Raw genomic sequence first — 23431 nt, 5'->3', positions numbered from 1 at the left:
TGTCGGATGCCGGAGACGCCCGAGAACCGCGACCGGGAGATCGCCGCCCCGGTCATCGACTGGTACCGTTCCGCGGCTCGCGATCTGCCCTGGCGTCGGCCGGAGTTCCACGAGCGTTTCGGCGCCTGGGGCGTGCTCGTGAGCGAGTTCATGCTGCAGCAGACGCCCGTCGCCCGCGTGATCCCCCGTCTCGATGCGTGGCTGGAGCGCTGGCCGTCACCGGCGGACATGGCCACGGCCTCCCCCGCCGAGGTCGTGCAGCAATGGGCGAACCTCGGCTATCCTCGCCGCGCGCTCTGGCTCCACCGTGCGGCGACGGAGGTCGTCCGCGAGCACGACGGAACGGTGCCCCGAGACGTCCCCGCGCTGCTCGCGCTCACCGGGATCGGCGACTACACCGCCCGCGCGGTGGCCGTCTTCTCCTACGGCGACCGGCATCCGGTGGTCGACACCAACACGCGCCGGGTGCTCGCGCGCGCCGTCGACGGCATCGCGCACCCGGGCCCTCCCTCACGGCGCGACCTCGCCCTGATGGAGGCGCAGATGCCGGTGGACGACTCCGCCGCCGCGGTGTTCAACGCCGCCGTCATGGAGCTCGGTGCCACCGTGTGCACCGCACGCGCGCCGATCTGCGAAGAGTGCCCGATCGCCGACCGGTGCGTGTGGATCGCCGCGGGGAGTCCCGCGACGGTGGACACGCGCCGAAAGCAGGCGGCCTACGAAGGCTCGGATCGGCAGGCGCGCGGCGCGGTGCTGCGCGTGCTCAGGGAGATCGCCCCCGCAGGGATCGCCCTGGAGGATCTGCTGCCGGACTGGCCGGATCCGTTGCAACGGGATCGCGCGATCGACTCGCTCGTCGCGGACGGGCTCGCCGAGGCCGGGAACGGCGAGATCGCGCTACCGCGCTGACTCCTCACAGCAGCTGATTGGTCCGGTGAGCCAGCACGGTGAGCTCGACCCGCGAGCGCACGCCGAGCTTCGCGAACGCCCGTCCGATGTGCACCTCGACCGTGCGCACGGAGACCACCAGCGCTTCCGAGATCTCCCGGTTGCTCGCGCCGGCCGCCGCCCGCATCGCGACCTCGAGCTCGCGCGCGGTGAGCTGCTGCGACCATGCTGCCCGGCACGCCGCCAGTGGATCGATCGCCGAAGATGCGTCATCGGCGTCGAGGGTCGCGATCCGGCGTACGACCGATCGCGCCCAGGCGTGAGCCCCCGAGAGCTCGAACAGGCTGAGCGCCGTGCGCAGGTGCTCGCGAGCGACGACCGCCTCCCCGCGGATCGCCGCACGGGTACCGAGCATCGCCTCGATGCGAGCGCGCGCGAACGGCGACCGCAGAGTGCGCGCCGCGCGCAGGACCTCGTCGCGCTCGGAGTGCCAGCGCACATCGGGAGCGGTGGCGACGCGTGTACGCAGCGACCGGGCGAGTCTGACCTCCGGGGGCTCGATGAGACGCACGACCGGTTCCTCGTCACCGCCCGGGCGGATCTCCTCGAGCCCGGGAACGGCGAACGACGTCTGCGGTGCCCCGAGCTCGCGCCACAGCCGGACGAATCCGGCGGCTCCGTCGAAGTCTCCGTCGAGGAACGCCTCGATGCCCTGATCGACCAGCAGATCGATCCGCTGAGCCGACGGCAGCGCACAGGTCAGCGCACGAGCGAACGGTCCCAGTTCTCCGAGCACGGCGAGGTCGAGCCTGCGGGCGAGAACGACACCGAGTCCGGCGAACGGCATGCTCACCGGGAGCGTCATGGATGCCGTGAGCAGATGCTCGCGTGCCTCGGCCATGTCACCGCGCCAGACCAGGAGCAGGGCGTGCGCGACCGCGCGGTACGCATCGACGAGCGGACTCCGCTCGAATCCCTCCACGAGCGGATCCACACCCGACGCGAGCGCGTCCTCATGCGCGAGCAGACGCAGCCCGACGTCGATCCGTCCGTCGAGAGCGGAGGTCAGCGCGCGCATCAGGCCTCCCGTCACCGGGCCCGTGCCCTCGGCATCGTCTTCTTCGGACTCGCCCACGAGCAGCCACGCGAGGGCGACTGCGGGGTCTCGGAGCTTCGACTCGACACCGACCCGGGCAGAGGCGTACCGCAGCGACTCCCGCCAGGCGCGCATGCCCCGTCGGTCACCGCGCTCCGCGCACAGGGGCACGGCCAGCGCCGCTCCCCGAGCGATCGAGTACCAGTCCTCCGGTGCATCCGAGGCCGGGCGCAGCGCCTCCAGGTCGATCTCGGGAACCGACCCCTGCAGGTGAGCCTGTGCGATGAGCAGGCCGGCGAGGCCCTGCAACCGATAGCGCTCCGTTCCGTGCGGGAACAGGGTGCCCAGCCAGGCGGCAGCCTCAAGCGCGTATCCGCCCCCGATCGCGGCCGCGCCGGCGACCATCCGGGCTTCGTCGAGATCCCGCCCCGCGGCGTGCGCGGCCGCCTCGCGCGCGATCATCAGGGCGCGATCGGCGTGCCCCGCTTCCGACAGCCCTCTCGCGATCCGCGTGAGTTCGCGGGCGGATCCGGGGTCCATCTCCAGCGACGCGCGCGCTCGATGCCAGTCCGCCTCGATCGTGCGCCGCTGCCGCGCGAAAACCTCGTGCAGACGCGCGTGCACCCGGGCGGCCTCGCCCGACCCCATGCCGTCGGATATCCAGATCGCGAGTCGCCGGTCCTGGAGACGGATGCGGCCGGCGTGCAGGTCGAGATGCCCGCCGATCGCGGACGCCGCGAGATCCTCGGCCGTGCGTCCGTCGAAGGCGAGCAGCGGCTCCAGCTCGTCGGTCAGCGTCACGGCCAGCGCGAAAAGAAGAGCACGATCACGCGCCGAGAGATCGAGCCCTCGGAAGGCCTCGACGACGGCGGGCACCATCGGGAGAGGAGACGGCAGCGGAAGCAGCCCCTGGCGCTGCCCGCGCGTCAACGCGGCCGCCACCTGACGGATCGTGGGCGCACTCGCGTGCAGATCAACCATGAGGCGCGACAGCACGTGCGGCGCGCACCCGATCTGTTCGTCGATCAGCTCGCCGAGCAACGGACCGACCGTCGCCCACGCGTGACTCGTTCCTCCGGACACCACTGCGCCGTCGATGATGCACCCCCTCGCACCGGATGAGACGCTTCTCATCCGGTGCGACGGTAGCAAGCAGAACCGCGACCGCGGCGGTCATCGACCGATATACCCAACGCGTCTCCGCGCAGGCGGGATCAGCGGTCGGAGTCCTCGTCCTCCGCGCGCACGTACGGGTCGGCGTCGCCGGCGTGCGAGGCGGAGGAGGCGAGCTTCGCCACCTCGGCGTCGCGCTCCTGAGCCTGACGCAGCAGCGCGGTGATGTGGTCGGCGTTCTCCGGGAGCGCATCGGGGATGAACTCCAGCGTGGGCACCAGACGGGTGCTGAGCTGTCGCCCCACCTCGCTGCGCAGCATCCCCGTGGCCGAGGTCAGCGCCGCGCCGCTGGCGATGCGCTCCTCCTCGGTGCCGAGGACGGTGTAGAACACCGACGCGTGCTGGAGGTCACCGCTCACGCGTACGTCGGTGATCGTCACGAAGCCGAGCCGCGGGTCGCGCAGCCCCTTCTCGAGGCGCTCGGCGAGGATCACGCGGATCCGGTCGGCGAGGCGAGCCTGTCGTTCTCCAGCCATGCTTGATTCTCTCTCTTCAACCGCCGAAGCGGCGTGAAACTGTTGCGGAGGCGATGGATGCCATCGGGATAGTCGGGGTCTTGGGGGTTCCCGTTATCCCGATGGCATCCATCGCCGGAGCGACTCAACGAGGATCAGCCGCGCGGCTTCTCCACGAGCTCGGTCGTCTCGATCTCGTCACCGATCTGGATGTCGTTGTACTTGCCGAGGCCGATACCGGCTTCGTAGTCCGTACGCACCTCGGTGACGTCGTCCTTGAAGCGACGCAGCGATTCGATCGCCAGGCCGTCCGCGAGGACGACTCCGTCGCGGATGACGCGGGCCTTGGCGTTTCGCGTGATCGTTCCCGATCGCACGATGACACCGGCGATGTTGCCGAACTTCGAGGAGCGGAACACCTCGCGGATCTCGGCGACACCCGACTGGACCTCTTCGTACTCCGGCTTGAGCATTCCCTTGAGGGAGTTCTCGATCTCGTCGATCGCGTTGTAGATGACCGAGTAGAACCGGATGTCCACGCCTTCGCGGGAGGCGCGCTCGCGCGCCTTCGTGTCGGGGCGGACGTTGAAGCCCACGATGATCGCGTTGTCGATCGTCGCGAGGTTGACGTCGGACTCGGTGATCGCACCCACACCGCGGTGGATGATGCGCAGCTGGACGGAGTCGTCGACCTCGATCTTGAGCAGCGATTCCTCGAGCGCCTCGACGGCACCCGAGACGTCACCCTTGATGATGAGGTTGAGCGACTCGACCTTGCCCTCTTCGAGCGCACGGGTGAAGTCCTCGAGCGAGATGCGCTTGCGGGCCTTGGCCAGCTGCGCATTGCGCTCGACCGCTTCACGCTTCTCGGCGATCTGGCGAGCCATGCGGTCCTCGTCGGTGACGATGAACACGTCACCGGCGCGGGGCACCGAGTTCAGCCCCTGAACCTGGACCGGACGCGACGGATAGGCCTCGAGGACCTGCTCGCCGTTCTCGTCGGCCATCGCACGCACACGTCCGTAGGCGGTGCCGGCGACGATCGCGTCTCCGATGCGGAGCGTTCCGGACTGGATGAGCACCGTCGCGACCGAACCGCGGCCCTTGTCGAGCTTCGCCTCGATGGCGACACCGCGAGCGGCCTTGTTCGGGTTGGCGGTGAGGTCGAGACCCGCGTCGGCCGTGAGCAGCACGGCGTCGAGGAGCTCCTGGATGCCGGTGTTGGCACGCGCCGAGACGTCGACGAACATTACGTCGCCACCGAACTCCTCGGCGACCAGCCCGTACTCGGTGAGCTGCTGGCGCACCTTCGACGGGTTGGCGTCGGGCTTGTCGACCTTGTTCACCGCGACCACGATCGGCACGTTCGCCGCCTGGGCGTGGTTGAGCGCCTCGACCGTCTGCGGCATGATGCCGTCGTCGGCCGCGACCACGAGGATCGCGAGGTCGGTGACCTGGGCACCACGGGCACGCATGGCCGTGAAGGCCTCGTGACCCGGCGTGTCGATGAAGGTGATGGCACGCTCGATGCCCTCGTGCTCCGTCCACACCTGGTAGGCACCGATGTGCTGGGTGATGCCGCCGGCTTCGCCCTCGATGACGTTGGTCTGACGGATCGCGTCGAGCAGTCGGGTCTTACCGTGATCGACGTGACCCATGACGGTGACGACCGGCGGACGGATCTCGAGGTCGTCGTCGCTCTCCTCCTCCAGCTCCTTCTCGAGGTCGAGACCGAAGCCCTCGAGGAGCTCCTTGTCCTCGTCCTCGGGCGAGACCATCTGGATCTTGTAGCCGAGCTCCTCGCCGAGGACCTCGAACGTGGCCTCGTCCAGGGACTCGGTGGCCGTGGCCATCTCACCCAGGTTGAAGAGGATCGTGACGAGGGTTCCGGGCTGGACCGTGTAACCGGTCAGCGTCTCGATCTTGTCGGCGAAGTCCGCGATCGACGCACCGCGGCGCATGCGGATGATCTCCCCGTTTCCACGGGTGACGTTGACGCCGCCGACGACCGGGGCGCTCCGCATCTCGAACTCTTGCCGCTTCGCCCGCCGCGACTTGCGCTGCTTGCTCTTGCCGCCGCCCTTACCGAACGCACCGGCGGTACCACCGCCGGGACCACGGCCACGACCGCCGCCGCCACCGGGACGACCGGCGAAGCCACCACCGGGACGCGCGCCGGGACCGGCACCGGGTCCACCGGCGCCACCGGGACGACCGGGGCCGCCGGGACGCTGCTGGAACGGAGCACCGGGACGACCGCCCTGGCCACCGCGAGGGGCACCGGGACGGGGCGAGCCGGGACGCGGAGCACCCGGACGGGGTGCACCGGGGCGTGGCGCCTGCGGGCGCGGGATGTTGCCCGGAGTCGGGCGCTGTCCCATGCCCTGCGCCGAAGCGAAGGGGTTGTTCCCCGGGCGAGGACCGGTGGGACGCTGTCCCATGCCCTGGGCCGAGGAGAACGGGTTGTTCCCCGGGCGCGGAACGCCGGGCTTGGGCGCGCCGCTGTCACCGGCGGGCGCGGCGGGTGCCGGTGCCTCCGGTGCAGGGGCCGCCGGGGCGGGCGCGGACGACTCCGCAACGGGAGCCTCCGCAGCGGGCGTCTCGACGACCGGTGCGGGTGCGGGCTTGGGACCGGGCTTGGGGCCCGGGGTCGGCGCCGACTTGCCGGCCGGCTTGGCCGCTGCCGGCTTGGCGGCTGCCTGCTTGGCGGCGGGGCTCGCAGCCGGAGCAGTCTCAGCGGATGCCTTGAGCGAGGGGTCGGCATCGATCGCCGCGCGCAGCTTGCGCGCCACCGGCGGTTCGATGGTCGATGAGGGACTCTTGACGAATTCGCCGAGTTCCTTCAGCTTTGCAAGTGCGACCTTGCTGTCGACGCCGAGTTCGGCGGCGATCTCGTGTACGCGTGGTTTACCAGCCACAATTCTCCTGTCTGGGGCAGTCTGCCCAGACAGGGCAGACCATTAGTCGCGGACGGGTCTCATTTCGAGCCGTTCACTTTGTTTCCATAGCCGTTCAGCCGTTTCTCGATGGTCTGCGTGTCCACAGGGGTGGACACACGGAGTGCTCGTCCGAAAGCGCGGCGCCGCAGTGCGGACGCCATGCATTCCTGCGTCGGATGCATCCACGCGCCTCGCCCCGGCAGGACGGCGCGCTCATCGATGATGAGGATTCCGTTCTGGGACACCACCCTGAGGAGGGCGGAGCGGGGAGCACGCATGCGACAGCCGACGCACGTTCGTACGGGTTCCATCTTACACCTGCGTTTCCTCTCGCTCGGCACGCGGGCGGCGCGTGCCGAGCGGACGGTGGGCGCTCAGTCCAGGACGCTGTCCGGCTGGATGTCGATCTTGGCGCCCGTGAGCTTCGCGGCGAGACGGGCGTTCTGCCCCTCCTTGCCGATCGCCAGCGAGAGCTGGTAATCGGGAACGAGGGCTCGAACGGCCTTGGTGGTGGCGTCGAGGATGAACGAGCTCGTCACCTTCGCCGGGGAGAGCGCGTTCGCGACGAAGGCCGCGAGCTCCGGGTCGTGGTCGACGATGTCGATCTTCTCCCCCGACAGCTCTTCGGTGACGGCGCGCACGCGGCGGCCGAGCTCGCCGATGCAGGCGCCCTTGGCGTTGATGGACGGGTCGTTGGCCTTGACCGCGATCTTCGAGCGGTGCCCCGCCTCGCGGGCCAGGGAGACGATCTCGACGAGGCCGGCCGCGATCTCGGGGACCTCGAGCGCGAACAGCTTGCGGACGAGACCGGGGTGCGTGCGCGAGACGGTGATCTGCGGGCCCTTCAGCCCCTTCGCCACACTCGTCACGTAGACGCGGATGCGCGATCCGTGCGTGTACTCCTCGCCGGGAACCTGCTCCTCGGGGGGCAGGATGGCCTCGACGGAACCGAGATCCACATGGATCATCCGCGGGTTCGGACCCTGCTGGATGACGCCCGCGACGATGTCGCCCTCCTTGCCGCGGAACTCGCCGAGTACGGCCTCGTCGGCGATGTCGCGGAGGCGCTGGCTGATGACCTGCTTGGCGGCGAAAGCGGCGATGCGGCCGAAGTCGCTCGGCGTGGCGTCCTCCTCGCCGATGATGGCGCCCTCGTCGTCGGAGACCGCCTGCAGAACGGCGACGTGACCGGTCTTGCGATCGAGGTCGACGCGCACGCCCTCGGGAAGGTCGCCCTCGGCCGAGACGTGCTTGGAGTAGGCGGTCAGGATCGCCTGCTCGATGATCGCGACGAGTTCGTCGAAGGGAATCCCCTTCTCCTTCTCGATTCCACGCAGCAGGCTCAGTTCGATATCCATGACGGCTCCCTATTCAGCTCTCGTCGCGCGGAATCACACACGCGACATCCGTACAACGATACCCCGCCCCCGCCACGGGTCGCCACGTCAGGCCGACGGCGACCTCTCCGGCAGCGCATCCGCGGAGGGCAGGGCGTTGATCGCGCCGATCAATCGGAACAGGTCGCCCACGCGTCGCTGATCGAGGCGGAGCGCCAGGCGAGGAAGGTCGACGGCATCGCCATCGGCGATCTCCACGGATCGCGGGGTGGCGCGCTCGATGCGGTCGGACGCCAACATCGACGCGAAGCGCTCGTTCAGGTCGGCGAGCTCGGCATCCGTCGGTTCCGCCCGCAGCCGCAGCACCAGGGTGTCCCCGAACCAGCGCAGCGAATCGTAGTTGCGCCAGAACCCCGTGATCTCCGCCCGCGCGGCGTCGACGGAGTCCGTGATCACCACTCGATCGAAATCGCCCTCCGAGATCACCCCCGCCGGCGCGAGGTGCTCGTCGACGAAACTGCGCAGCCCCTCCCAGAATCGCCCACCGGTCTCGTCGAGGAGCACGATCGGCATCGGCTCCGCCTTGCCCGTCTGCTGAAGGGTGAGGAGCTCGAACATCTCGTCGAGCGTGCCGAACCCGCCGGGCAGGCAGATGAACCCCTCCGACTCCTTGATGAGCATCAGCTTGCGGGTGAAGAAGTACTTCATCGCCACGACGTGGTCCTGACCGGACGACACGATCCCGTTGGGCTTCTCTTCGAAGGGCAGGCGGATCGAGACACCGAGCGAGAGTGCGGGCCCGGCTCCCTCCGCCGCGGCCTGCATGATCCCCGGCCCTGCACCCGTGACGACCATCCATCCATCGGTCGCCAGCGCCGCCGCGACGTCGCGGGCCTGCCGGTACAGCGGATCGTCGGTGCGCGTGCGAGCGGATCCGAAGACCGTGACCTTGGGCACACCGCGGTACGGCGCGAACAGTCGGAACGCGTCGCGCATCTCCGCGAGCGCCGCTGAAGCGATCTTGAGGTCGAGACGGTCGGTGCCGTCCTCCCCCAGCAGGATCGCGGTGCGCAGCATCCTCATCACGAGCCGACGGTCGGCATGCACTCCGGCATCGTCGAGCACGGCGTTGATCTCGGCACTCAGGGCATCGGGGAGCGGTTCGTCGATCATGCGTCCAGCGTGTCACGACCCGCTGAACGGGCGCGAGGTGCCACACCGAGAACGCGAACGCCGCGCCCCGACGGGACGCGGCGTTCGTTCGATCGTCAGCGGGAGAGTCGTTCGACGGCTTCGGCGATCGACACGGCCTCGCGGTCACCCGTGGCGCGATCCCACAGCTCGACCTGGCCCTCGGCCGCGCCGCGCCCGACGATCACGATCTTCGGCACGCCCACGAGCTCGGCATCGCCGAACTTCACACCGGGTGAGACCTTGGGGCGATCGTCGTAGAGCACGTCGAGCCCGATGCCCTCCAGAGCGGACGAGAGCTCCGCCGCGACGTCGAACGCGATCTGGTCGCGGCCGGCGGCGACGACCTGCACGTCGAAGGGCGCGACCGACGCGGGCCAGATGAGCCCCTTGTCGTCGTTGTTGAGCTCGGCGATGATCGCCAGGATGCGCGTGACGCCGATGCCGTACGAGCCCATCGTGACCGTGACGAGCTTGCCGTTGACGTCGAGCACCTTGAGACCGAGCGCCTCGGCGTACTTGCGCCCGAGCTGGAAGACGTGCCCGATCTCCATGCCGCGCGCGAGCTCCACGGGTCCGGAGCCGTCGGGGGCGGGGTCGCCGGCGCGCACGTTGGCGATCTCGACGATGCCATCGGCTGTGAAGTCGCGCCCGGCGACCACCGAGTGCGCGTGCTTCTGGTCGATGTTCGCCCCGGTGATCCAGCTGGTGCCCTCGCTGACCCTCGGGTCGACGAGATAGCGGATCCCCGTGGCGGACTCCTCACCCAGCACCGCGCCCGTGCTCGACCACGGGCCGATGTAGCCCTTCACGAGCAGCGGATGCTTCGCGAAGTCCTCCGGGGTGGCGGTCTCGACCTCGGCCGGCGCGAAGGCCACCTCGGCGCGCTTCTCGTCGACCTCGCGGTCGCCCGGGATGCCGACGACGACCAGCTCGCGCGTGCCGTCGAGGTGCGTGAGGGCGAGGACGACGTTCTTGAGCGTGTCCGCCGCCGAGTACTCCCCGTCGAGAACGGCGTTGGAATGCGCGACGAGCGTGTCGATGGTCGGGGTGTCCGGCGAGTCGAACACGATCGGCGCGGCATCGGCGTCGAAGGCGACGGCGTCGGGCACGGCGGTGGTGAACGCCTCGACGTTCGCGGCGTATCCGCCGGCGCTGCGCACGAAGGTGTCCTCGCCGACCGGGGTCGGGTGCAGGAACTCCTCGCTCCGCGAGCCGCCCATCGCCCCGGCATCCGCCTGGACGATCACGTACTCGAGCCCCAGCCGCTGGAAGATGCGCTCGTACGCATCGCGCTGCGCCTGGTAGCTGGCCTCCAGCCCCTCGTCGGACGCGTCGAAGGAGTAGGCGTCCTTCATCGTGAACTCGCGTCCGCGCAGCAGACCGGCACGCGGGCGGGCCTCATCGCGGTACTTGTCCTGGATCTGGTAGATCGTCAGCGGCAGGTCCTTGTACGACGAATAGAGATCCTTCACGAGCTGCGTGAAGGCCTCCTCATGGGTGGGCGCGAGCAGATAGTCGCCCCCCTTGCGGTCCTTCAGGCGGAAGAGCAGGTCGCCGTACTCGTCCCAGCGCCCCGTCGCCTCATAGGCCTCGCGCGGCATGAGCGCCGGGAAGTGAACCTCCTGCGCGCCGGCCGCGGCCATCTCCTCGCGCACGACGGTCTCGATCTTCGACTTGACCCGCAGTCCCAGTGGCAGCCACGCGAAGATGCCCGCCGCCTGCGGCCGGATGTAGCCGGCGCGGATCAGCAGCTTGTGACTCGCGACCTCTGCACCTGCAGGGTCTTCACGGAGAGTACGGAGGAAGAAGTTCGAAAGACGAGTGACCACGGGCCAAGTCTACTGACCCGTGGCCGTCGTCTTTCGGCCGATGACTCAGTTGAGCGCCGGGAGCCCCTCGGGCACGACGCCACCCTTATAGAGGCTGGCGGCGAGCTCCTGCAGCGCCGTCAACGCGGCTCGCTGCGGGAGCGGGCCGTAGGAGATACGGGCGACGCCGAGCTTCTCGTACTGGGCGGCGCTGAGCGCGCCCGGCAAGCCGATCACGCTCACCTTCCGCTCGCCGATACCCTCGACCAGCTGGCGAGTGACGTGGGCGTCGAGGATGCCGGGTACGAACACCGACGTGGCGCCGGCATCGATGAACGCGCGACCGCGCTGGATCGCGTCGGCGACGCTCTGTTCGACCGGGCGCCCGCCGGCGCGGACGAACGCGTCGGTGCGTGCGTTGAGGGCGAACGGCACGCCCTCCGCCTCGGCCGCCCTGACGATGGCTTCCACCACGGCGACCGACTCGTCGAGGGGCTTGAGGCGATCCTCGACGTTCGCGCCGACGACACCGGCGGCGATGGCGAGACGCGTGGTCTCCCCCGCGTCGTCGTAACCGTCGTCGAGGTCGGCGGTGACCGGCACGTGGACGGATGCCGCGATCCGGCCGACCATGTCGAGCATGATGTCGCGCGGGATCGTGCCGTCGTCGTAGCCGAACGATGCGGCGATGCCGTGACCGGCCGTCGCGATCGCCCGGGTCTCGGGGAGCTTGGCGACCGCTCGCGCGGACACCACATCCCATACGTTCACGACGCGGAGGATCTCGGGGGCGTCATAGAGGTCGACGAGGGTCTGAGCCTTGGCTGAAGTGGTCATGTCCTCCACGCTAACGCGAACCCCCGACGATCGGGCCGCAGGGAATCGCCCCGTGACAATCCTCCGCGTGAGGATCCGCCTAGTGTGGACGCATGCCGCAGCGTCGTTCGCACGTCGACCCCTCCGCCGCGCAGACCGAGCTCGCCGTCGCGCTCTCGGCACTGCGTGCAGACCTCGATGCCCCGGTCGACTTTCCCGCCGAAGCGCTCGACGAAGCACTCTCCTCCCCGTCGCCGCCGCCCGAGCTCGACCTGCGCGATGTGCCGTTCGCGACGCTCGACCCGCCCGGCTCCCGCGATCTCGACCAGGCGTTCCATCTCGAGCGCGCCGGCCGCGGGTACACCGTGCGCTACGCGATCGCGGATGTCCCCGGCTTCGTCTCCCCCGGGGGCGCCGTCGATGTCGAGGCGCGGCGCCGCGGCCAGACGCTCTACGCCGCCGATGGATCGATCCCGCTGCATCCGCCCGTGCTGAGCGAGGACCGCGCCTCCTTGCTCCCCGACGTCGATCGCCCCGCTCTCGTATGGACCTTCGGTCTCGACGGTGACGGAACCGTCGTCGGCACCTCACTCGAACGAGCGCTGATCCGGTCGCGGGTGCAACTCGAGTACGCCAGCGCCCAGGATGCGGTCGACCGTGGCGAGGACGGACCCGTCTCCCTCCTGCCCGAGATCGGCCGGCTGCGCATCGCGCAGGAGCGAGCCCGGGGCGGCGCCAGCCTGAACCTGCCCGACGAAGAGGTCGTCCGGACCGACGCCGGCGGATACGCGATCCGACGGCGCAGCCCCCTCCCCGTCGAGGAGTGGAACGCGCAGTTGTCGCTCATGACGGGCATGGCGGCCGCCTCGCTCATGCTCGAGGCGGAGGTGGGGATCCTGCGCACGATGCCCCGCCCCGACGACGCGGCGTTCGACACGTTCCGTCGACAGGCGGCGGCGCTGGGACGGCCCTGGACCACCGGCGACTACGGCGACTTCCTCCGGAACCTGGACCGCAACGACCCGCTCACTCTCCCCGTGCTGCAGGCGGCCGCGACCCTGTTCCGAGGTGCCGGCTACGCGACCTTCGACGGCTCGACACCGACCGACACCGTGCAGGCCGCGATCGCCGCGCCCTACGCCCACGCGACGGCGCCGCTGCGCCGACTCGTCGACCGATGGACGCTGACGATCTGCCTCGCCGTGTCCCGCGGTGAAGCCGTGCCCTCGTGGGTGCGGGACTCGCTCGCCGACCTGCCCGGTCTGATGCAGGACTCGTCGCAGCGCGCCTCCCGGCTCGACGCCGCCACCGTGAACGCCGTCGAGGCCGCGCTCATCACCCCGCTGGTGGGTTCCCGGGTCGATGCGACGATCATCGAGCTCCACGGGGAGCGCGCGCGGATCCAACTGGCGGACCCCGCCGTCACGGCATCCGCACCCGTTCCGATCGATGCGCGCCCGGGAGACGTCGTCCGCCTGCGCGTCGCGCGTGCGGACATCGGTGCGGGCGAGATCGAGTTCTCCCTGGACTGACCGTGCGTCAGGCCGCGGGGACGACGGTCGTCGTCATCACGAGCAGCTGCGGATCACTCAGATCGAGCGACACCCGGATCGCTTCGAACGCCGCCAGCGAATCCACGTGCGTACCGCCGCAGAGGATCACCGCCTCCCCCTCGGGGAGCTCGCAGTGCCACCGGCGCCGGTCGACGATCGCCGGTCCCTCGGTGACGATCCGGCTGCCCGCGGCGGAGGACACCCACGCGGTCAACTGCGCGTTGATCGATGCCTCCCGCTCGGCGAGCGTCGCCGCGAACGTCTCGGTGTCGAAGCCGGCGCGCCGCAGGCTCTTGCCCAGGCGATACTCGTCGACGCTGCCGTCCTCGTGGATACGACTGGACTGATTCGCCCGCCCCTCGAAGTCGGGCGTACCGAGGGCATCGGTTCCCGGATCCTTGCGCCACAGGTCGGCGACGGCCAGATCGAGCGCCAGCGACGCGAGATGGCAGGCCGTATGACCACGGCTGAGTCCCGCTCGGTGCGGCTCGTCGACCACGAGCCGGGCCGCCGCGCCCTCCGTGAATCCCGCAGGCGCCGAGCCGTCGAGGCGATGGGCGACCAACCACGTCCACCCGTCGGCCCCGCGTCGCACCGGGATCGCCGCGCCGATCGCGAAGTCGCCCTCATCGCTGACGGCGGCCATGACCGCCTCCGCAACCGTGACGCTCTCCTCGCCCACGACGATCGTTCCCGTATCGCCCGGCTGATCGGGCCACGTGTGATCGACCGGGTGGAAGGGCGTCGCCTCGACGACGACGACGGCGCCGTCGTCGACCGGCTCGATACGGGTGATGACGCTCTCGCCCCGGATGGAACCGTCGGCGAACGACACGACTGTCGACGACATTGCTTCTCCCTGCCGGGTCAGACGGTGACGACCTGCGCGGTGCCGAGCGGGGCTTCGGGACCCATCTCGGCGGCGATCCGGTTCGCCTCCTCGATCAGCGTCGCGACGATGTCGGCTTCGGGCACGGTCTTGATGACCTCGCCCTTGACGAAGATCTGGCCCTTGCCGTTGCCCGACGCGACTCCGAGGTCTGCTTCGCGCGCCTCGCCCGGCCCGTTGACCACACAGCCCATGACGGCCACGCGCAGCGGCACCGTCATGTCCTTGAGGCCCTCGGTGACGTTCTCCGCGAGCGTGTAGACGTCGACCTGCGCACGGCCGCACGAGGGGCAGGAGACGATCTCGAGCTTGCGCTCGCGCAGGTTCAGCGACTGCAGGATCTGATGCCCGACCTTGACCTCTTCGGCCGGCGGGGCGGAGAGCGAGACGCGGATGGTGTCGCCGATCCCCTCGCCGAGGAGGATGCCGAACGCGGTGGCGCTCTTGATCGTGCCCTGGAACGCCGGTCCCGCCTCGGTGACGCCGAGGTGGAGGGGCCAGTCGCCGCGCTCGGCGAGCTGACGGTATGCCTTCACCATCACGATCGGGTCGTTGTGCTTGACGGAGATCTTGAAGTCGTGGAAGTCGTGCTCCTCGAACAGCGAGGCCTCCCAGACCGCGCTCTCGACGAGTGCTTCGGCGGTGGCCTTGCCGTATTTGGCGAGGATGCGCCGGTCGAGCGAACCGGCGTTCACGCCGATGCGCAGGGAGACGCCCGCGGCCTTCGCCGCCTCGGCGATCTTGCCGACGTTGCCGTCGAACTCGCGGATGTTGCCGGGGTTCACCCGCACGGCACCGCATCCGGCGTCGATCGCCGTGTAGATGTAGCGCGGCTGGAAGTGGATGTCGGCGATCACGGGGATCTGGCTCTTCATCGCGATGATCTTGAGCGCATCCGCGTCGTCCTGGTGGGGAACAGCCACGCGCACGATCTCGCAGCCGGACGCCGTGAGCTCGGCGATCTGCTGAAGCGTCCCGTTGATGTCGGTCGTCTTCGTCGTCGTCATCGACTGAACGGTGACGGGAGCATCCCCACCCACGAGCACCTTGCCCACCTTGATCTGGCGAGACTTGCGGCGCGGGGCGAGGACTTCGGGGATCTTCGGCATTCCGAGGTTCACTGCTGGCACTGCTCCAGACTACGCCGCCAGGATGGGCGCAGGCTGGAAGCGGAGCCGGGGGAACGGGCCGTCATCCGCCCGGCCGGCGCACCCCCGGTGTGGTAGTTTCGCCCCATGCTCGCGAACTTCACCTGGTGGCCCGCCTCCTAGGCGGTGTGTTCGCGTTCCCACGAATCCAGACCGCCTCCGGGGCGGTCTTTTCGTTGCGCCGAGCCGGAGCCCTGCACAGGAGACATCGATGACCCTCTCACGACTCGCCGCGCTCACGGCCGACCCGCGTTCGTCCTTCGTGCTGATCGCGCGCGATGGCGCCGACACCGTCGAGCTGCTCACCGGCGAGGTGGTCGACGTCGATCTGCTCGCCGACATCCCGCTGACCGTCGACGGAGCCGCCCGCGAGGTGTTCGCCCTCGTTCCGTATCGCCAGGTGCGCGAGCGCGGTTTCGTCTCGCAGGACGACGGTGCGCCGCTGCGCTGCATCGTCGTCGACGAGCATCTGCACCTCCCGACGCCCGACCTCCTCACCGCGCTGCCCGAAGCGCGGATCCCCCTGCACGACGACGGCTTCGACATCGCCGACGACGAGTACGCCGCGATCGTCGAACGCGTCATCGCCGACGAGATCGGCCGCGGCGAGGGCGCGAACTTCGTCATCCGGCGCGACTTCACCGCACGCATCGACGTCGACGAGCGCACCGCGGCCCTCACCTGGTTCCGCGCACTGCTCACGCACGAGCGCGGCGCCTACTGGACTTTCGCCGTCTTCACACCCGGTCACATCGCCGTCGGCGCCAGCCCCGAGGCGCACGTCGTCGCACGCGACGGAATCGTCACGATGAATCCGATCTCCGGCACGTTCCGCCACCCCGCGGGAGGAGCGACCAAGGAGACACTGGTCGACTTCCTGTCATCGACGAAGGAGACCGAGGAGCTCTTCATGGTCGTCGACGAAGAGCTCAAGATGATGAGCGCGGTCTGCTCCGACGGCGGTCGCATCACGGGACCGCACCTCAAGGAGATGTCCCGGCTCACGCACACCGAGTACATGCTGCGGGGCCGGAGCCGACTCGACCCGCGCGACATCCTCCGCGAGACGATGTTCGCCCCCACCGTCACCGGGTCTCCCATGCAGAACGCCTGCGCGGTGATCCACCGGCACGAACGCGAACCGCGTGGCTACTACTCCGGCGTCGCCGCGCTCTTCACCCCGAACGTCGACGGCGGTCATGACCTCGACGCCCCCATCCTCATCCGCACCGTGTACCTGAAGGGCGGGGAGGTGCGGGTGCCCGTCGGGGCGACGCTCGTGCGCCACTCCGATCCGCACGGTGAGGTCAGCGAGACCCATGGGAAGGCTGCCGGTGTGCTCGGCGCCATCGGGGCGATCGATCGGGACCGTGTCGCCGAGGAGCGCAGCGATGCGGATGCCCCGGGCGCCCCGCTGACGCTCGCCGACGACCCCACGGTCGCGGCGCTGCTCTCCTCGCGGAACGCACGCCTGGCGGATTTCTGGCTGAACCCGCAGGGCGATGACGATTCGGGTCCGTTCGCCGGGCGCACCGCACTCGTCGTCGATGCGGAGGACCGCTTCACCACGATGCTGGCGCATCAGCTGCGGCACCTCGGTCTCGACGTGCGAATCGCCACGTGGAGCGATGTGCACGACGCCGATATCGACGCGGTCGACCTGGTCGTCGCGGGTCCCGGTCCGGGAGACCCGCGCGACACCGAGAGCCCGCGCATCTCGCGGATGCGCGACGTCGTCGCGCGCCGCCGCTCGGCGGGGGCACCGCTCCTCGCGGTCTGCCTCAGCCACCAGATCCTCGCCGATTCCCTCGGCATCGCGCTGACCCCGCTGGATGCTCCCCACCAGGGTCTGCAGAAGTCGGTCCCGGTCTTCGGCGAGGATGCGTCGATCGGCTTCTACAACACGTTCACCGCGCGGGTCTCCCCCGGTGCGACCGTCATCGGCGACGCCGAGGTCTCGGCCGATTCCACCAGCGGTGACGTCTACGCTCTGCGCGGGCCGCGCTTCTCATCGGTGCAGGGGCACCTCGAGTCGATCCTGTCGCGCGACGGCATCCGCACGCTGGAACGGCTCGTCGCTCACGCACTCCGCTGAGCGGGGACCCTACTGCAGGAAGTTCACCGGGTTGAACAGATCGGCGAGGAGCAGAAGTGCGCCCATCCCGATCAGCAGGACCGCGACCACGACGGTGAGCGGCACCAGCTTCGTGGCGTCGACCGGTGCGGGCGGCGGGCGGCGGAACAGGCGCGCCCATCCGCGCTTGATCCCCTCCCACAGCGCGACGACGATGTGACCGCCGTCGAGCGGCAGCAGCGGGATCAGGTTGAAGACGAAGAGAGCGATGTTCAACGAGCCGAGCAGGTTCAGCAGCACGGCGAAACGGTTGAGCACCGGCGCATCGGTCGCGGCGACCTCACCAGCGAGCCGCCCGACGCCGACGACGCTGAGCGGTCCGTTCGGATCACGCTCGCTCCCGGTGAACAGGGAGACGCCGACGTCCCAGAGGCGCACGGGCAGCGTCGCGATCAGATTCGCGACACGGCCCACGTTCTCGACGGCCATCTGGGGTCCGACCGAGAGCGGCTGCGGGACGTAGCCCATCTGCGCGAACATCCCGACGTAGCCGACCTCCTTCACCACCGGATCCCCGGCGTCGTCGAGGATCGGGCGGCCACTGGCGTCCGTCAGCGTGCGCTCGGCGACGATCGGTGTGATCTCGAGGTTCTGCTCGGTGCCGCCGCGCCGCACGACCACGTCGAGCGTCTCGCCCGGCGCCGCCTGCACGATCGCGGTGGCCTCCGCGAAGGTCGACACCGGGGTGCCGTCGATCGAGACGAGGATGTCGTTGGGCAGGATCCCGGCTTCGGCCGCCGGTGAGGCCGGGTCGTCGGCCGTGCACTCGGTCTGCGACGAACCGGCCGGCAGCACGCACTCCGTCACCGACGAGATCGTCGTGGTGCCCTGCTGCAGTCCGATCCCGGAAGCGAGAACCGTGAAGATGAGAAGCGCCAGAACGAGGTTCATGAACGGCCCGCCGAGCATGACGATCACGCGCTTCCAGACCGGGAGCTTGTAGAAGACGCGGTCCTCCTCGCCCGCCGCGATCGTCTCGTCGTTCGCGGCGCGCGCGTCCTGGACGAGCGAACGGAAGATCCCTGTTGCTGCGCGGGAGTTCTTCGAGGCCGGGTACATGCCCGACATCGAGATGAACCCGCCGATCGGCAGCAGCTTGAACCCGTACTCCGTCTCGCCGATCCGGCGCGACCAGATGCGCGGCCCGAAGCCGATCATGTACTGGCCGACGCGCACGCCGAAGAGCTTCGCGGGCAGGAGGTGACCGATCTCGTGCAGTCCGATCGAGAGCGCGAGCCCGACCAGCATGAACAGGATGCCACCCACATAGAGCAGGGTTTCCACGCGCCAACGCTACTGCCTGGAGCCTAGGAATACGCCCGGCACGTGAGATCATGGAAGAGACATGTCGATTGAACAACAACCGAGCCTGCCTCCCGTGCTCCGCCCCGCGAACCCGCCCCGGCGTCAGCTGTCCGAACTCGCCTCCCGATTCGCTCGCGACACGCGCGGCGAGCTGCAGGGGGTGGCCGTCAGCGGCATCACCCTCGCGACCGCCGACCTCCGCGCGGGAGAGGCTTTCGTCGCGATCCGGGGCGTGAACCGCCACGGCGCCGAGTTCTCGGCCGCGGCCGCCGAGAAGGGCGCGGTCGCGATCATCACCGACGACGACGGCGCCGCGATCGCCGAGTCGGTCGGCCTCCCGATCCTGATCGTCGACGATCCGCGCGCGATCCTGGGCGACCTGAGCGCCTGGGTCTACGGCACCGGGGCCGACGATCCGCTCCCCCTGCTCCTCGCGACCACCGGGACCAACGGCAAGACGAGCGTCTCCCATCTGCTCGCCGGCATCCTCGACCAGATCGACGTCGTCACCGGGCTCTCCTCGACCGCCGAACGGCACATCGCGGGCGAGGTCATCGTCTCGCGACTGACGACGCCCGAAGCATCCGAGTTCCACGCCCTCCTCGCCCTCATGCGCGAGCGCGAGGTCGAGGCCGTGGCCGTGGAGGTGAGCGCCCAGGCGCTCTCGCGCCACCGCGTCGACGGCATCCACTTCGACGTGGCCGGCTTCACCAACCTCAGCCACGACCACCTCGACGACTACGCCGACATGGAGGAGTACTTCGAGGCCAAGCTGCCGCTCTTCCGCCCCGACCGGTCGAAGCGCGGCGTCATCTGCCTCGACTCCCCCTCCGGCGCGATCGTCGTCGAACGCGCCGAGATCCCGGTCGTGACGGTGGGCACCCCGCTGATCGCCGCCGACCCGAAGATCGCAGCGAAAGCGGACTGGGTCGTCACGATCGACGACGAGCGCGCCGCCGGCACCACCTTCACCCTCGCGGGCCCCGCGGGAACCCTCACGACGACGGTCCCGGTGATCGGCCCACACATGGCCGCGAATGCCGCACTGGCGATCGTGATGCTCCTCGAAGGCGGCTACGCCTGGGAGCGGATCGTCACGGCCCTCGAGCGCGACGGCGGCATCCGCGCGTATCTGCCCGGGCGCACGCAGCTCGTGTCGGGCGAGCGCGGCCCGGCCGTTTTCGTCGACTTCGGCCACTCCCCCGACGCGTTCGAGAAGACACTCGCCGCCGTGCGTCGCGTGACGCCGGGACGCGTCGTCATGCTGTTCGGCGCCGATGGCGACCGCGACGCGAGCAAGCGATTCGACATGGCCCGCACGGCCGTGCAGGGCAGCGACATCCTCGTCGTGACCGATCACCACCCCCGCTTCGAGGATCCCGAGTCGATCCGTGCGACGCTGGTGGCGGGCGCACGGAAAGCACGCCCGGATGCCGAGATCCACGAGTACTCGCCGCCGGAGACGGCCATCGTCGCCGCTGTCGAGCTCGTCGGGGACGGCGATGCGATCCTCTGGGCAGGACCCGGGCACCAGGACTACCGCGATATCCGTGGTGTGCGCACGCCGTACTCGGCCAGGGAACTCGCCCGCCGTGCTCTGCGCGCGGCCGGGTGGCCGGTGCCGGACTCGCGTTGGCCCGTGCCCTACCCCGACGAGGACTGAGGCTCAGGCGGCGGCGATCAGCCGGTCCGCCTTCTGCCGCGCCCAGAGCTCGGCCGCGGCGAGCGACTCCACCGTGAGCTGCTCGGGCGGTTCGTGCGCATCCACGACGCGGGCGATCGTGTCGACGATTCCCAGGAACGGAAGTCGTCCGTCGTGGAAGGCGTCGACCGCCTGCTCGTTCGCGGCGTTGTAGACGGCGGGGAACGTCGCTCCCGCACGTCCGACGGTCTTCGCGAGCGCGACGGAGGGGAAGGCCTCCTCGTCGAGAGGTTCGAACGTCCAGGAGGACGCCGTCCTCCAATCGAGGGGGCGCCCCACCCCACCGACGCGGTTCGGCCAGTCGAGTCCCAGCGAGATCGGCAGGCGCATGTCGGGCGGCGATGCCTGGGCGATGGTCGAGCCGTCGATGAATTCGACCATCGAGTGCACGATCGACTGCGGGTGCACCACGACGTCGATGTCGTCGTAGGCGATGTCGAAGAGCAGGTGCGCCTCGATGACCTCGAGGCCCTTGTTGACGAGGGTGGCGGAGTTGGTGGTGACCATGCGCCCCATATCCCAGGTCGGGTGGGCCAGGGCTTCGGCCGGCGTGACCTCGGCGAGCTCCTGCCGGGTGCGCCCGCGGAAGGGACCGCCGGAGGCCGTGACGACGAGCCGACGCACCTCGGCGTGCGTTCCGCTGCGGAGCGCCTGCGCGATCGCGGAGTGCTCGGAGTCGACGGGCACGATCTGCCCGGGCCGTGCCGCGGCGAGCACCAGCTCGCCGCCCACGATGAGGGACTCCTTGTTCGCCAGGGCGAGCGTGCGTCCGGCTTTCAGAGCGGCGAGTGTCGAGCCGAGGCCGATCGATCCCGTGATCGCGTTCAGCACCACGTCGGCGTCGACGTCGCGCACGAGCTGCTCGGCCTCGACCGCCCCCAGAGCGGTGCTCTCGACACGGAAGCTCTCGGCCTGCTCGCCCAGCATCTCTGCGTTCGAGCCTGCAGCGAGACCGACCAGTTCGAAACGGCGGGGGTTGGCACGGATGACGTCGAGCGCCTGCGTTCCGATGGAGCCGGTGGAGCCGAGGACGATGATGCGCTGCATGTCGTCAGCCTATGACACGCCCTCGGCTCCGTCGCTTACTGCTGGACCTGCTCCGGCGGGGTGGTCGCGAGGATGTCCACGACGAACACGAGGCTCTCGTTCTGGAGCTCGTTGCCCTCGCTCGCACCGTACGCCTCGGACGGCGGCATCGTCACGATGACCTGCGATCCGACCTTCTGGCCTTCGAGCGCCTTCTTGAAGCCGGTCACGACACCCGTCGTGGGGAACTGCGCCGGGGCCGCTCCGCGGCTCCAGCTGGAGTCGAACTCTTCCCCGTCCGACCACTTGATGCCGCGGTACTGAACAGTGACGAGATCACCCTCGGCGACCGTCGCGCCGTCGCCCTGCCTCAGGACCGCGACCTTCGTCTCGGCCGGAGCGTCGCCGTCCGGGAGAGTGATGGTGGGGGCGCCGTCCGCGTCGAGCTCGACGGTGGGCATCCCCGCTTCGGGCTCGACGTCGGTACCCGATGCGATGGTCGGGAGCTTCTCGATCGTCTGGACGTAGAGCACGCTCGGGTTCAGGCCCTCCTGCGAGGCGGGGAGGGTGAGCACGACGCTCGACCCGACGGGGAGGCACTCCGCCGCGACCGTGAACACGGTCGACTGCGTGGGGTCGGAGATCTGCTGCTGCTGCGAGGCGAGCAACGCCGAGAGGATGCCGTCCGGGCCGCGCTCGGAGCTGCTCAGCACCTCGTTGGTCGTCGCGTCGACGAGCTGGTAACGCAGCGAGACGAGGTCGCCGGGAAGCACCTCATCGCCGTCGCCCTCGGTGATCACCGAACGCTCGGGCTCGGTGATCTCGGTGCCTGCGGGGACCGTCACCTTCGCGTCGCCGTCCGTTCCCTCGACCGTGACGGCGTCGGACCCGGCACCGGATGCGAGGTCGGCGAGGCACGACGTCGCTCCCGCGGTCTCCTCCGGCGTGGCCGAGCTCTCCGGCTCAGCGCTGCCGGAGCAGCCGGCCAGCAGAAGGGTCGCCGCGGCGACGGTGGACAGGAGGAGGAGCGGACGCTTGCGCACAGTTGAGCCTTCGAGATCGCGGGCGGGACGCTTCATCCTCTCGCATTTCGCTTGGCCCGCGCTGGGAGACGCGACACAACCGCTTCATTCCAGTGCCGGCATGGATCTCGGAGTAGCCTTCTCTGATGACCTCTGAGCCGTCCGTGGACCCGGAATCGTCCCCCGCAGAGACCGCAGAGACCTCGAAGTCAGCGGAGCCTCGTCACGCCGGATTCGCCTACGCGCTGGGGCGCAGCATCATCAGCCCGCTCGCCCGGCTGATCTATCGTCCGCGCGTCGAGGGCAAGGAGAACGTCCCGCGCACCGGGGCCGTGATCTTCGCCAGCAACCACCTGTCCTTCATCGATTCCATCGCGATCCCGGTTGCAGCCCCCCGTCCGGTGCATTTCCTCGCGAAATCCAGTTACTTCGAGGGCACGGGCGCCAAGGGCTGGCTCAGCAAGACCTTCTTCGAATCCATCGGAGCCATACCGGTACGCCGCGGTGCCGGACAGGCTGCTCTGGACGCACTCGACCTGCAGCGCCAGCTGCTCGATGAGGGACTCGCCGTAGCGCTCTACCCGGAGGGCACCCGTTCCACCGACGGTCGGCTCTACAAGGGCCGCACGGGCGTCGCTTTCCTGGCTCTGCAGACCGGAGCGCCCGTCGTCCCCGTCGGGCTCATCGGGACCGACAAGGTGATGCCGGTCGGCGCGAAGATCCCCACGACGAAGGAGCGCATCACGGTGCGTTTCGGCAAACCCCTCGATCTCGCCCCACACGGCCCCGCGACGAGCGGTCGAGCGCGTCGTCTCGCGACCGACGAGATCATGGCCGCGATCCACGCGCTCTCGGGCCAGGAGCTCGCCGGGGCATACAACGAAGCTCCCGCGCAGGGAGCGATCGAGAAGATCAAGCAGGCACTGCCGCACGAGCGCCGCTGACG

General features: G+C 69.7%; 18 protein-coding genes. 5 read left to right on the top strand and 13 right to left on the bottom strand.

All coding sequences use genetic code 11. From position 1 onward, the window contains the following. Positions 1-6: 6 nt before the first annotated feature. A complete protein-coding gene (locus tag ACZ5Y9_RS08150; RefSeq protein ID WP_464472730.1) occupies positions 7-909 on the top strand; it encodes an HhH-GPD family protein in 903 nt (300 codons plus the stop codon). Positions 910-913: 4 nt separating this feature from the next. Here the strand turns inward: ACZ5Y9_RS08150 and ACZ5Y9_RS08145 are convergent, their stop codons facing one another. The 8 genes from ACZ5Y9_RS08145 to ACZ5Y9_RS08110 form a co-directional block, all read right to left on the bottom strand. Then, positions 914-3067 (bottom strand): LuxR C-terminal-related transcriptional regulator, encoded by a 2154-nt coding sequence (locus ACZ5Y9_RS08145; RefSeq protein ID WP_464472729.1) that lies wholly within the window; start codon positions 3065-3067, stop codon positions 914-916. Between the two features lie 131 nt (positions 3068-3198). After that, entirely contained in the window at positions 3199-3633 is a 435-nt protein-coding gene (gene rbfA, locus ACZ5Y9_RS08140; RefSeq protein ID WP_247622754.1) for a 30S ribosome-binding factor RbfA, read from the bottom strand. Positions 3634-3767: 134 nt separating this feature from the next. Continuing rightward, complete coding sequence (gene infB / locus ACZ5Y9_RS08135) at positions 3768-6530, bottom strand: translation initiation factor IF-2 (protein ID WP_464472728.1); 2763 nt, start codon at positions 6528-6530, stop codon at positions 3768-3770. Between the two features lie 59 nt (positions 6531-6589). Continuing rightward, positions 6590-6829, bottom strand: a complete 240-nt coding sequence (locus ACZ5Y9_RS08130) for a YlxR family protein (protein ID WP_247622756.1) — start codon at positions 6827-6829, stop codon at positions 6590-6592. Between the two features lie 96 nt (positions 6830-6925). Beyond that, positions 6926-7909, bottom strand: a complete 984-nt coding sequence (gene nusA, locus ACZ5Y9_RS08125; protein WP_247622757.1) for a transcription termination factor NusA — start codon at positions 7907-7909, stop codon at positions 6926-6928. 87 nt (positions 7910-7996) lie between these two features. Continuing rightward, a complete protein-coding gene (locus ACZ5Y9_RS08120) occupies positions 7997-9061 on the bottom strand; it encodes an LOG family protein (RefSeq protein WP_247622758.1) in 1065 nt (354 codons plus the stop codon). Positions 9062-9156: 95 nt separating this feature from the next. Further along, the gene (locus ACZ5Y9_RS08115; protein ID WP_404596554.1) at positions 9157-10911 is read right to left on the bottom strand and encodes a proline--tRNA ligase; all 1755 of its coding nucleotides are present in this window, start codon (positions 10909-10911) and stop codon (positions 9157-9159) included. Positions 10912-10956: 45 nt separating this feature from the next. Then, positions 10957-11727 (bottom strand): isocitrate lyase/PEP mutase family protein, encoded by a 771-nt coding sequence (locus tag ACZ5Y9_RS08110; RefSeq protein ID WP_247622760.1) that lies wholly within the window; start codon positions 11725-11727, stop codon positions 10957-10959. Between the two features lie 92 nt (positions 11728-11819). On the opposite strand from ACZ5Y9_RS08110, the gene ACZ5Y9_RS08105 reads away from it, so the two are divergent. After that, positions 11820-13238, top strand: coding sequence for an RNB domain-containing ribonuclease (locus ACZ5Y9_RS08105; RefSeq protein ID WP_247622761.1), 1419 nt, complete (start codon positions 11820-11822; stop codon positions 13236-13238). A 7-nt stretch (positions 13239-13245) separates the two neighbouring features. Here ACZ5Y9_RS08105 and ACZ5Y9_RS08100 read toward each other — a convergent pair whose 3' ends face one another. Both ACZ5Y9_RS08100 and ispG read right to left on the bottom strand, forming a co-directional pair. Further along, positions 13246-14109 (bottom strand): alanyl-tRNA editing protein, encoded by an 864-nt coding sequence (locus ACZ5Y9_RS08100; RefSeq protein WP_247622762.1) that lies wholly within the window; start codon positions 14107-14109, stop codon positions 13246-13248. Between the two features lie 17 nt (positions 14110-14126). Continuing rightward, a complete protein-coding gene (ispG, locus tag ACZ5Y9_RS08095; RefSeq protein WP_247624699.1) occupies positions 14127-15257 on the bottom strand; it encodes a flavodoxin-dependent (E)-4-hydroxy-3-methylbut-2-enyl-diphosphate synthase in 1131 nt (376 codons plus the stop codon). A 250-nt stretch (positions 15258-15507) separates the two neighbouring features. Here ispG and ACZ5Y9_RS08090 point away from each other — a divergent pair, with 250 nt between their 5' ends. Then, positions 15508-17391, top strand: a complete 1884-nt coding sequence (locus ACZ5Y9_RS08090; RefSeq protein ID WP_464472727.1) for a chorismate-binding protein — start codon at positions 15508-15510, stop codon at positions 17389-17391. Between the two features lie 9 nt (positions 17392-17400). On the opposite strand, the gene ACZ5Y9_RS08085 is transcribed toward ACZ5Y9_RS08090, so the two are convergent. After that, positions 17401-18714, bottom strand: coding sequence for a M50 family metallopeptidase (locus ACZ5Y9_RS08085; protein ID WP_247622764.1), 1314 nt, complete (start codon positions 18712-18714; stop codon positions 17401-17403). A gap of 61 nt (positions 18715-18775) precedes the next feature. Between ACZ5Y9_RS08085 and ACZ5Y9_RS08080 the strand changes: the two genes are divergently transcribed. After that, entirely contained in the window at positions 18776-20398 is a 1623-nt protein-coding gene (locus ACZ5Y9_RS08080) for a Mur ligase family protein (RefSeq protein ID WP_464472726.1), read from the top strand. Between the two features lie 3 nt (positions 20399-20401). Here ACZ5Y9_RS08080 and dxr read toward each other — a convergent pair whose 3' ends face one another. Beyond that, entirely contained in the window at positions 20402-21484 is a 1083-nt protein-coding gene (gene dxr / locus ACZ5Y9_RS08075; protein WP_247622766.1) for a 1-deoxy-D-xylulose-5-phosphate reductoisomerase, read from the bottom strand. A gap of 35 nt (positions 21485-21519) precedes the next feature. Further along, positions 21520-22542 (bottom strand): FKBP-type peptidyl-prolyl cis-trans isomerase, encoded by a 1023-nt coding sequence (locus tag ACZ5Y9_RS08070; RefSeq protein ID WP_464472725.1) that lies wholly within the window; start codon positions 22540-22542, stop codon positions 21520-21522. A gap of 89 nt (positions 22543-22631) precedes the next feature. Here ACZ5Y9_RS08070 and ACZ5Y9_RS08065 point away from each other — a divergent pair, with 89 nt between their 5' ends. Beyond that, positions 22632-23429 (top strand): lysophospholipid acyltransferase family protein, encoded by a 798-nt coding sequence (locus ACZ5Y9_RS08065; RefSeq protein WP_247622768.1) that lies wholly within the window; start codon positions 22632-22634, stop codon positions 23427-23429. Positions 23430-23431 lie beyond the last annotated feature (2 nt).

The sequence above is a fragment of the Microbacterium sp. T3-8 genome (assembly GCF_055398145.1).
The sequence above is the reverse complement of the archived record's forward strand: the minus strand, read 5'-3'. Positions and strand labels throughout refer to the sequence as shown.

Excerpts from the sequence above, each read along its gene's own strand:
- ACZ5Y9_RS08100 (WP_247622762.1), bottom strand. The coding sequence starts at position 14,109 with ATGTCGTCGACAGTCGTGTCGTTCGCCGACGGTTCCATCCGGGGCGAG.
- nusA (WP_247622757.1), bottom strand. The coding sequence starts at position 7,909 with ATGGATATCGAACTGAGCCTGCTGCGTGGAATCGAGAAGGAGAAGGGG.
- ACZ5Y9_RS08080 (WP_464472726.1), top strand. The coding sequence starts at position 18,776 with ATGTCGATTGAACAACAACCGAGCCTGCCTCCCGTGCTCCGCCCCGCG.
- ACZ5Y9_RS08120 (WP_247622758.1), bottom strand. The coding sequence starts at position 9,061 with ATGATCGACGAACCGCTCCCCGATGCCCTGAGTGCCGAGATCAACGCC.
- ispG (WP_247624699.1), bottom strand. The coding sequence starts at position 15,257 with ATGCCGAAGATCCCCGAAGTCCTCGCCCCGCGCCGCAAGTCTCGCCAG.
- ACZ5Y9_RS08130 (WP_247622756.1), bottom strand. The coding sequence starts at position 6,829 with ATGCGTGCTCCCCGCTCCGCCCTCCTCAGGGTGGTGTCCCAGAACGGA.
- ACZ5Y9_RS08090 (WP_464472727.1), top strand. The coding sequence starts at position 15,508 with ATGACCCTCTCACGACTCGCCGCGCTCACGGCCGACCCGCGTTCGTCC.
- ACZ5Y9_RS08150 (WP_464472730.1), top strand. The coding sequence starts at position 7 with ATGCCGGAGACGCCCGAGAACCGCGACCGGGAGATCGCCGCCCCGGTC.
- dxr (WP_247622766.1), bottom strand. The coding sequence starts at position 21,484 with ATGCAGCGCATCATCGTCCTCGGCTCCACCGGCTCCATCGGAACGCAG.
- ACZ5Y9_RS08110 (WP_247622760.1), bottom strand. The coding sequence starts at position 11,727 with ATGACCACTTCAGCCAAGGCTCAGACCCTCGTCGACCTCTATGACGCC.
- ACZ5Y9_RS08065 (WP_247622768.1), top strand. The coding sequence starts at position 22,632 with ATGACCTCTGAGCCGTCCGTGGACCCGGAATCGTCCCCCGCAGAGACC.
- rbfA (WP_247622754.1), bottom strand. The coding sequence starts at position 3,633 with ATGGCTGGAGAACGACAGGCTCGCCTCGCCGACCGGATCCGCGTGATC.
- ACZ5Y9_RS08070 (WP_464472725.1), bottom strand. The coding sequence starts at position 22,542 with ATGAAGCGTCCCGCCCGCGATCTCGAAGGCTCAACTGTGCGCAAGCGT.
- ACZ5Y9_RS08105 (WP_247622761.1), top strand. The coding sequence starts at position 11,820 with ATGCCGCAGCGTCGTTCGCACGTCGACCCCTCCGCCGCGCAGACCGAG.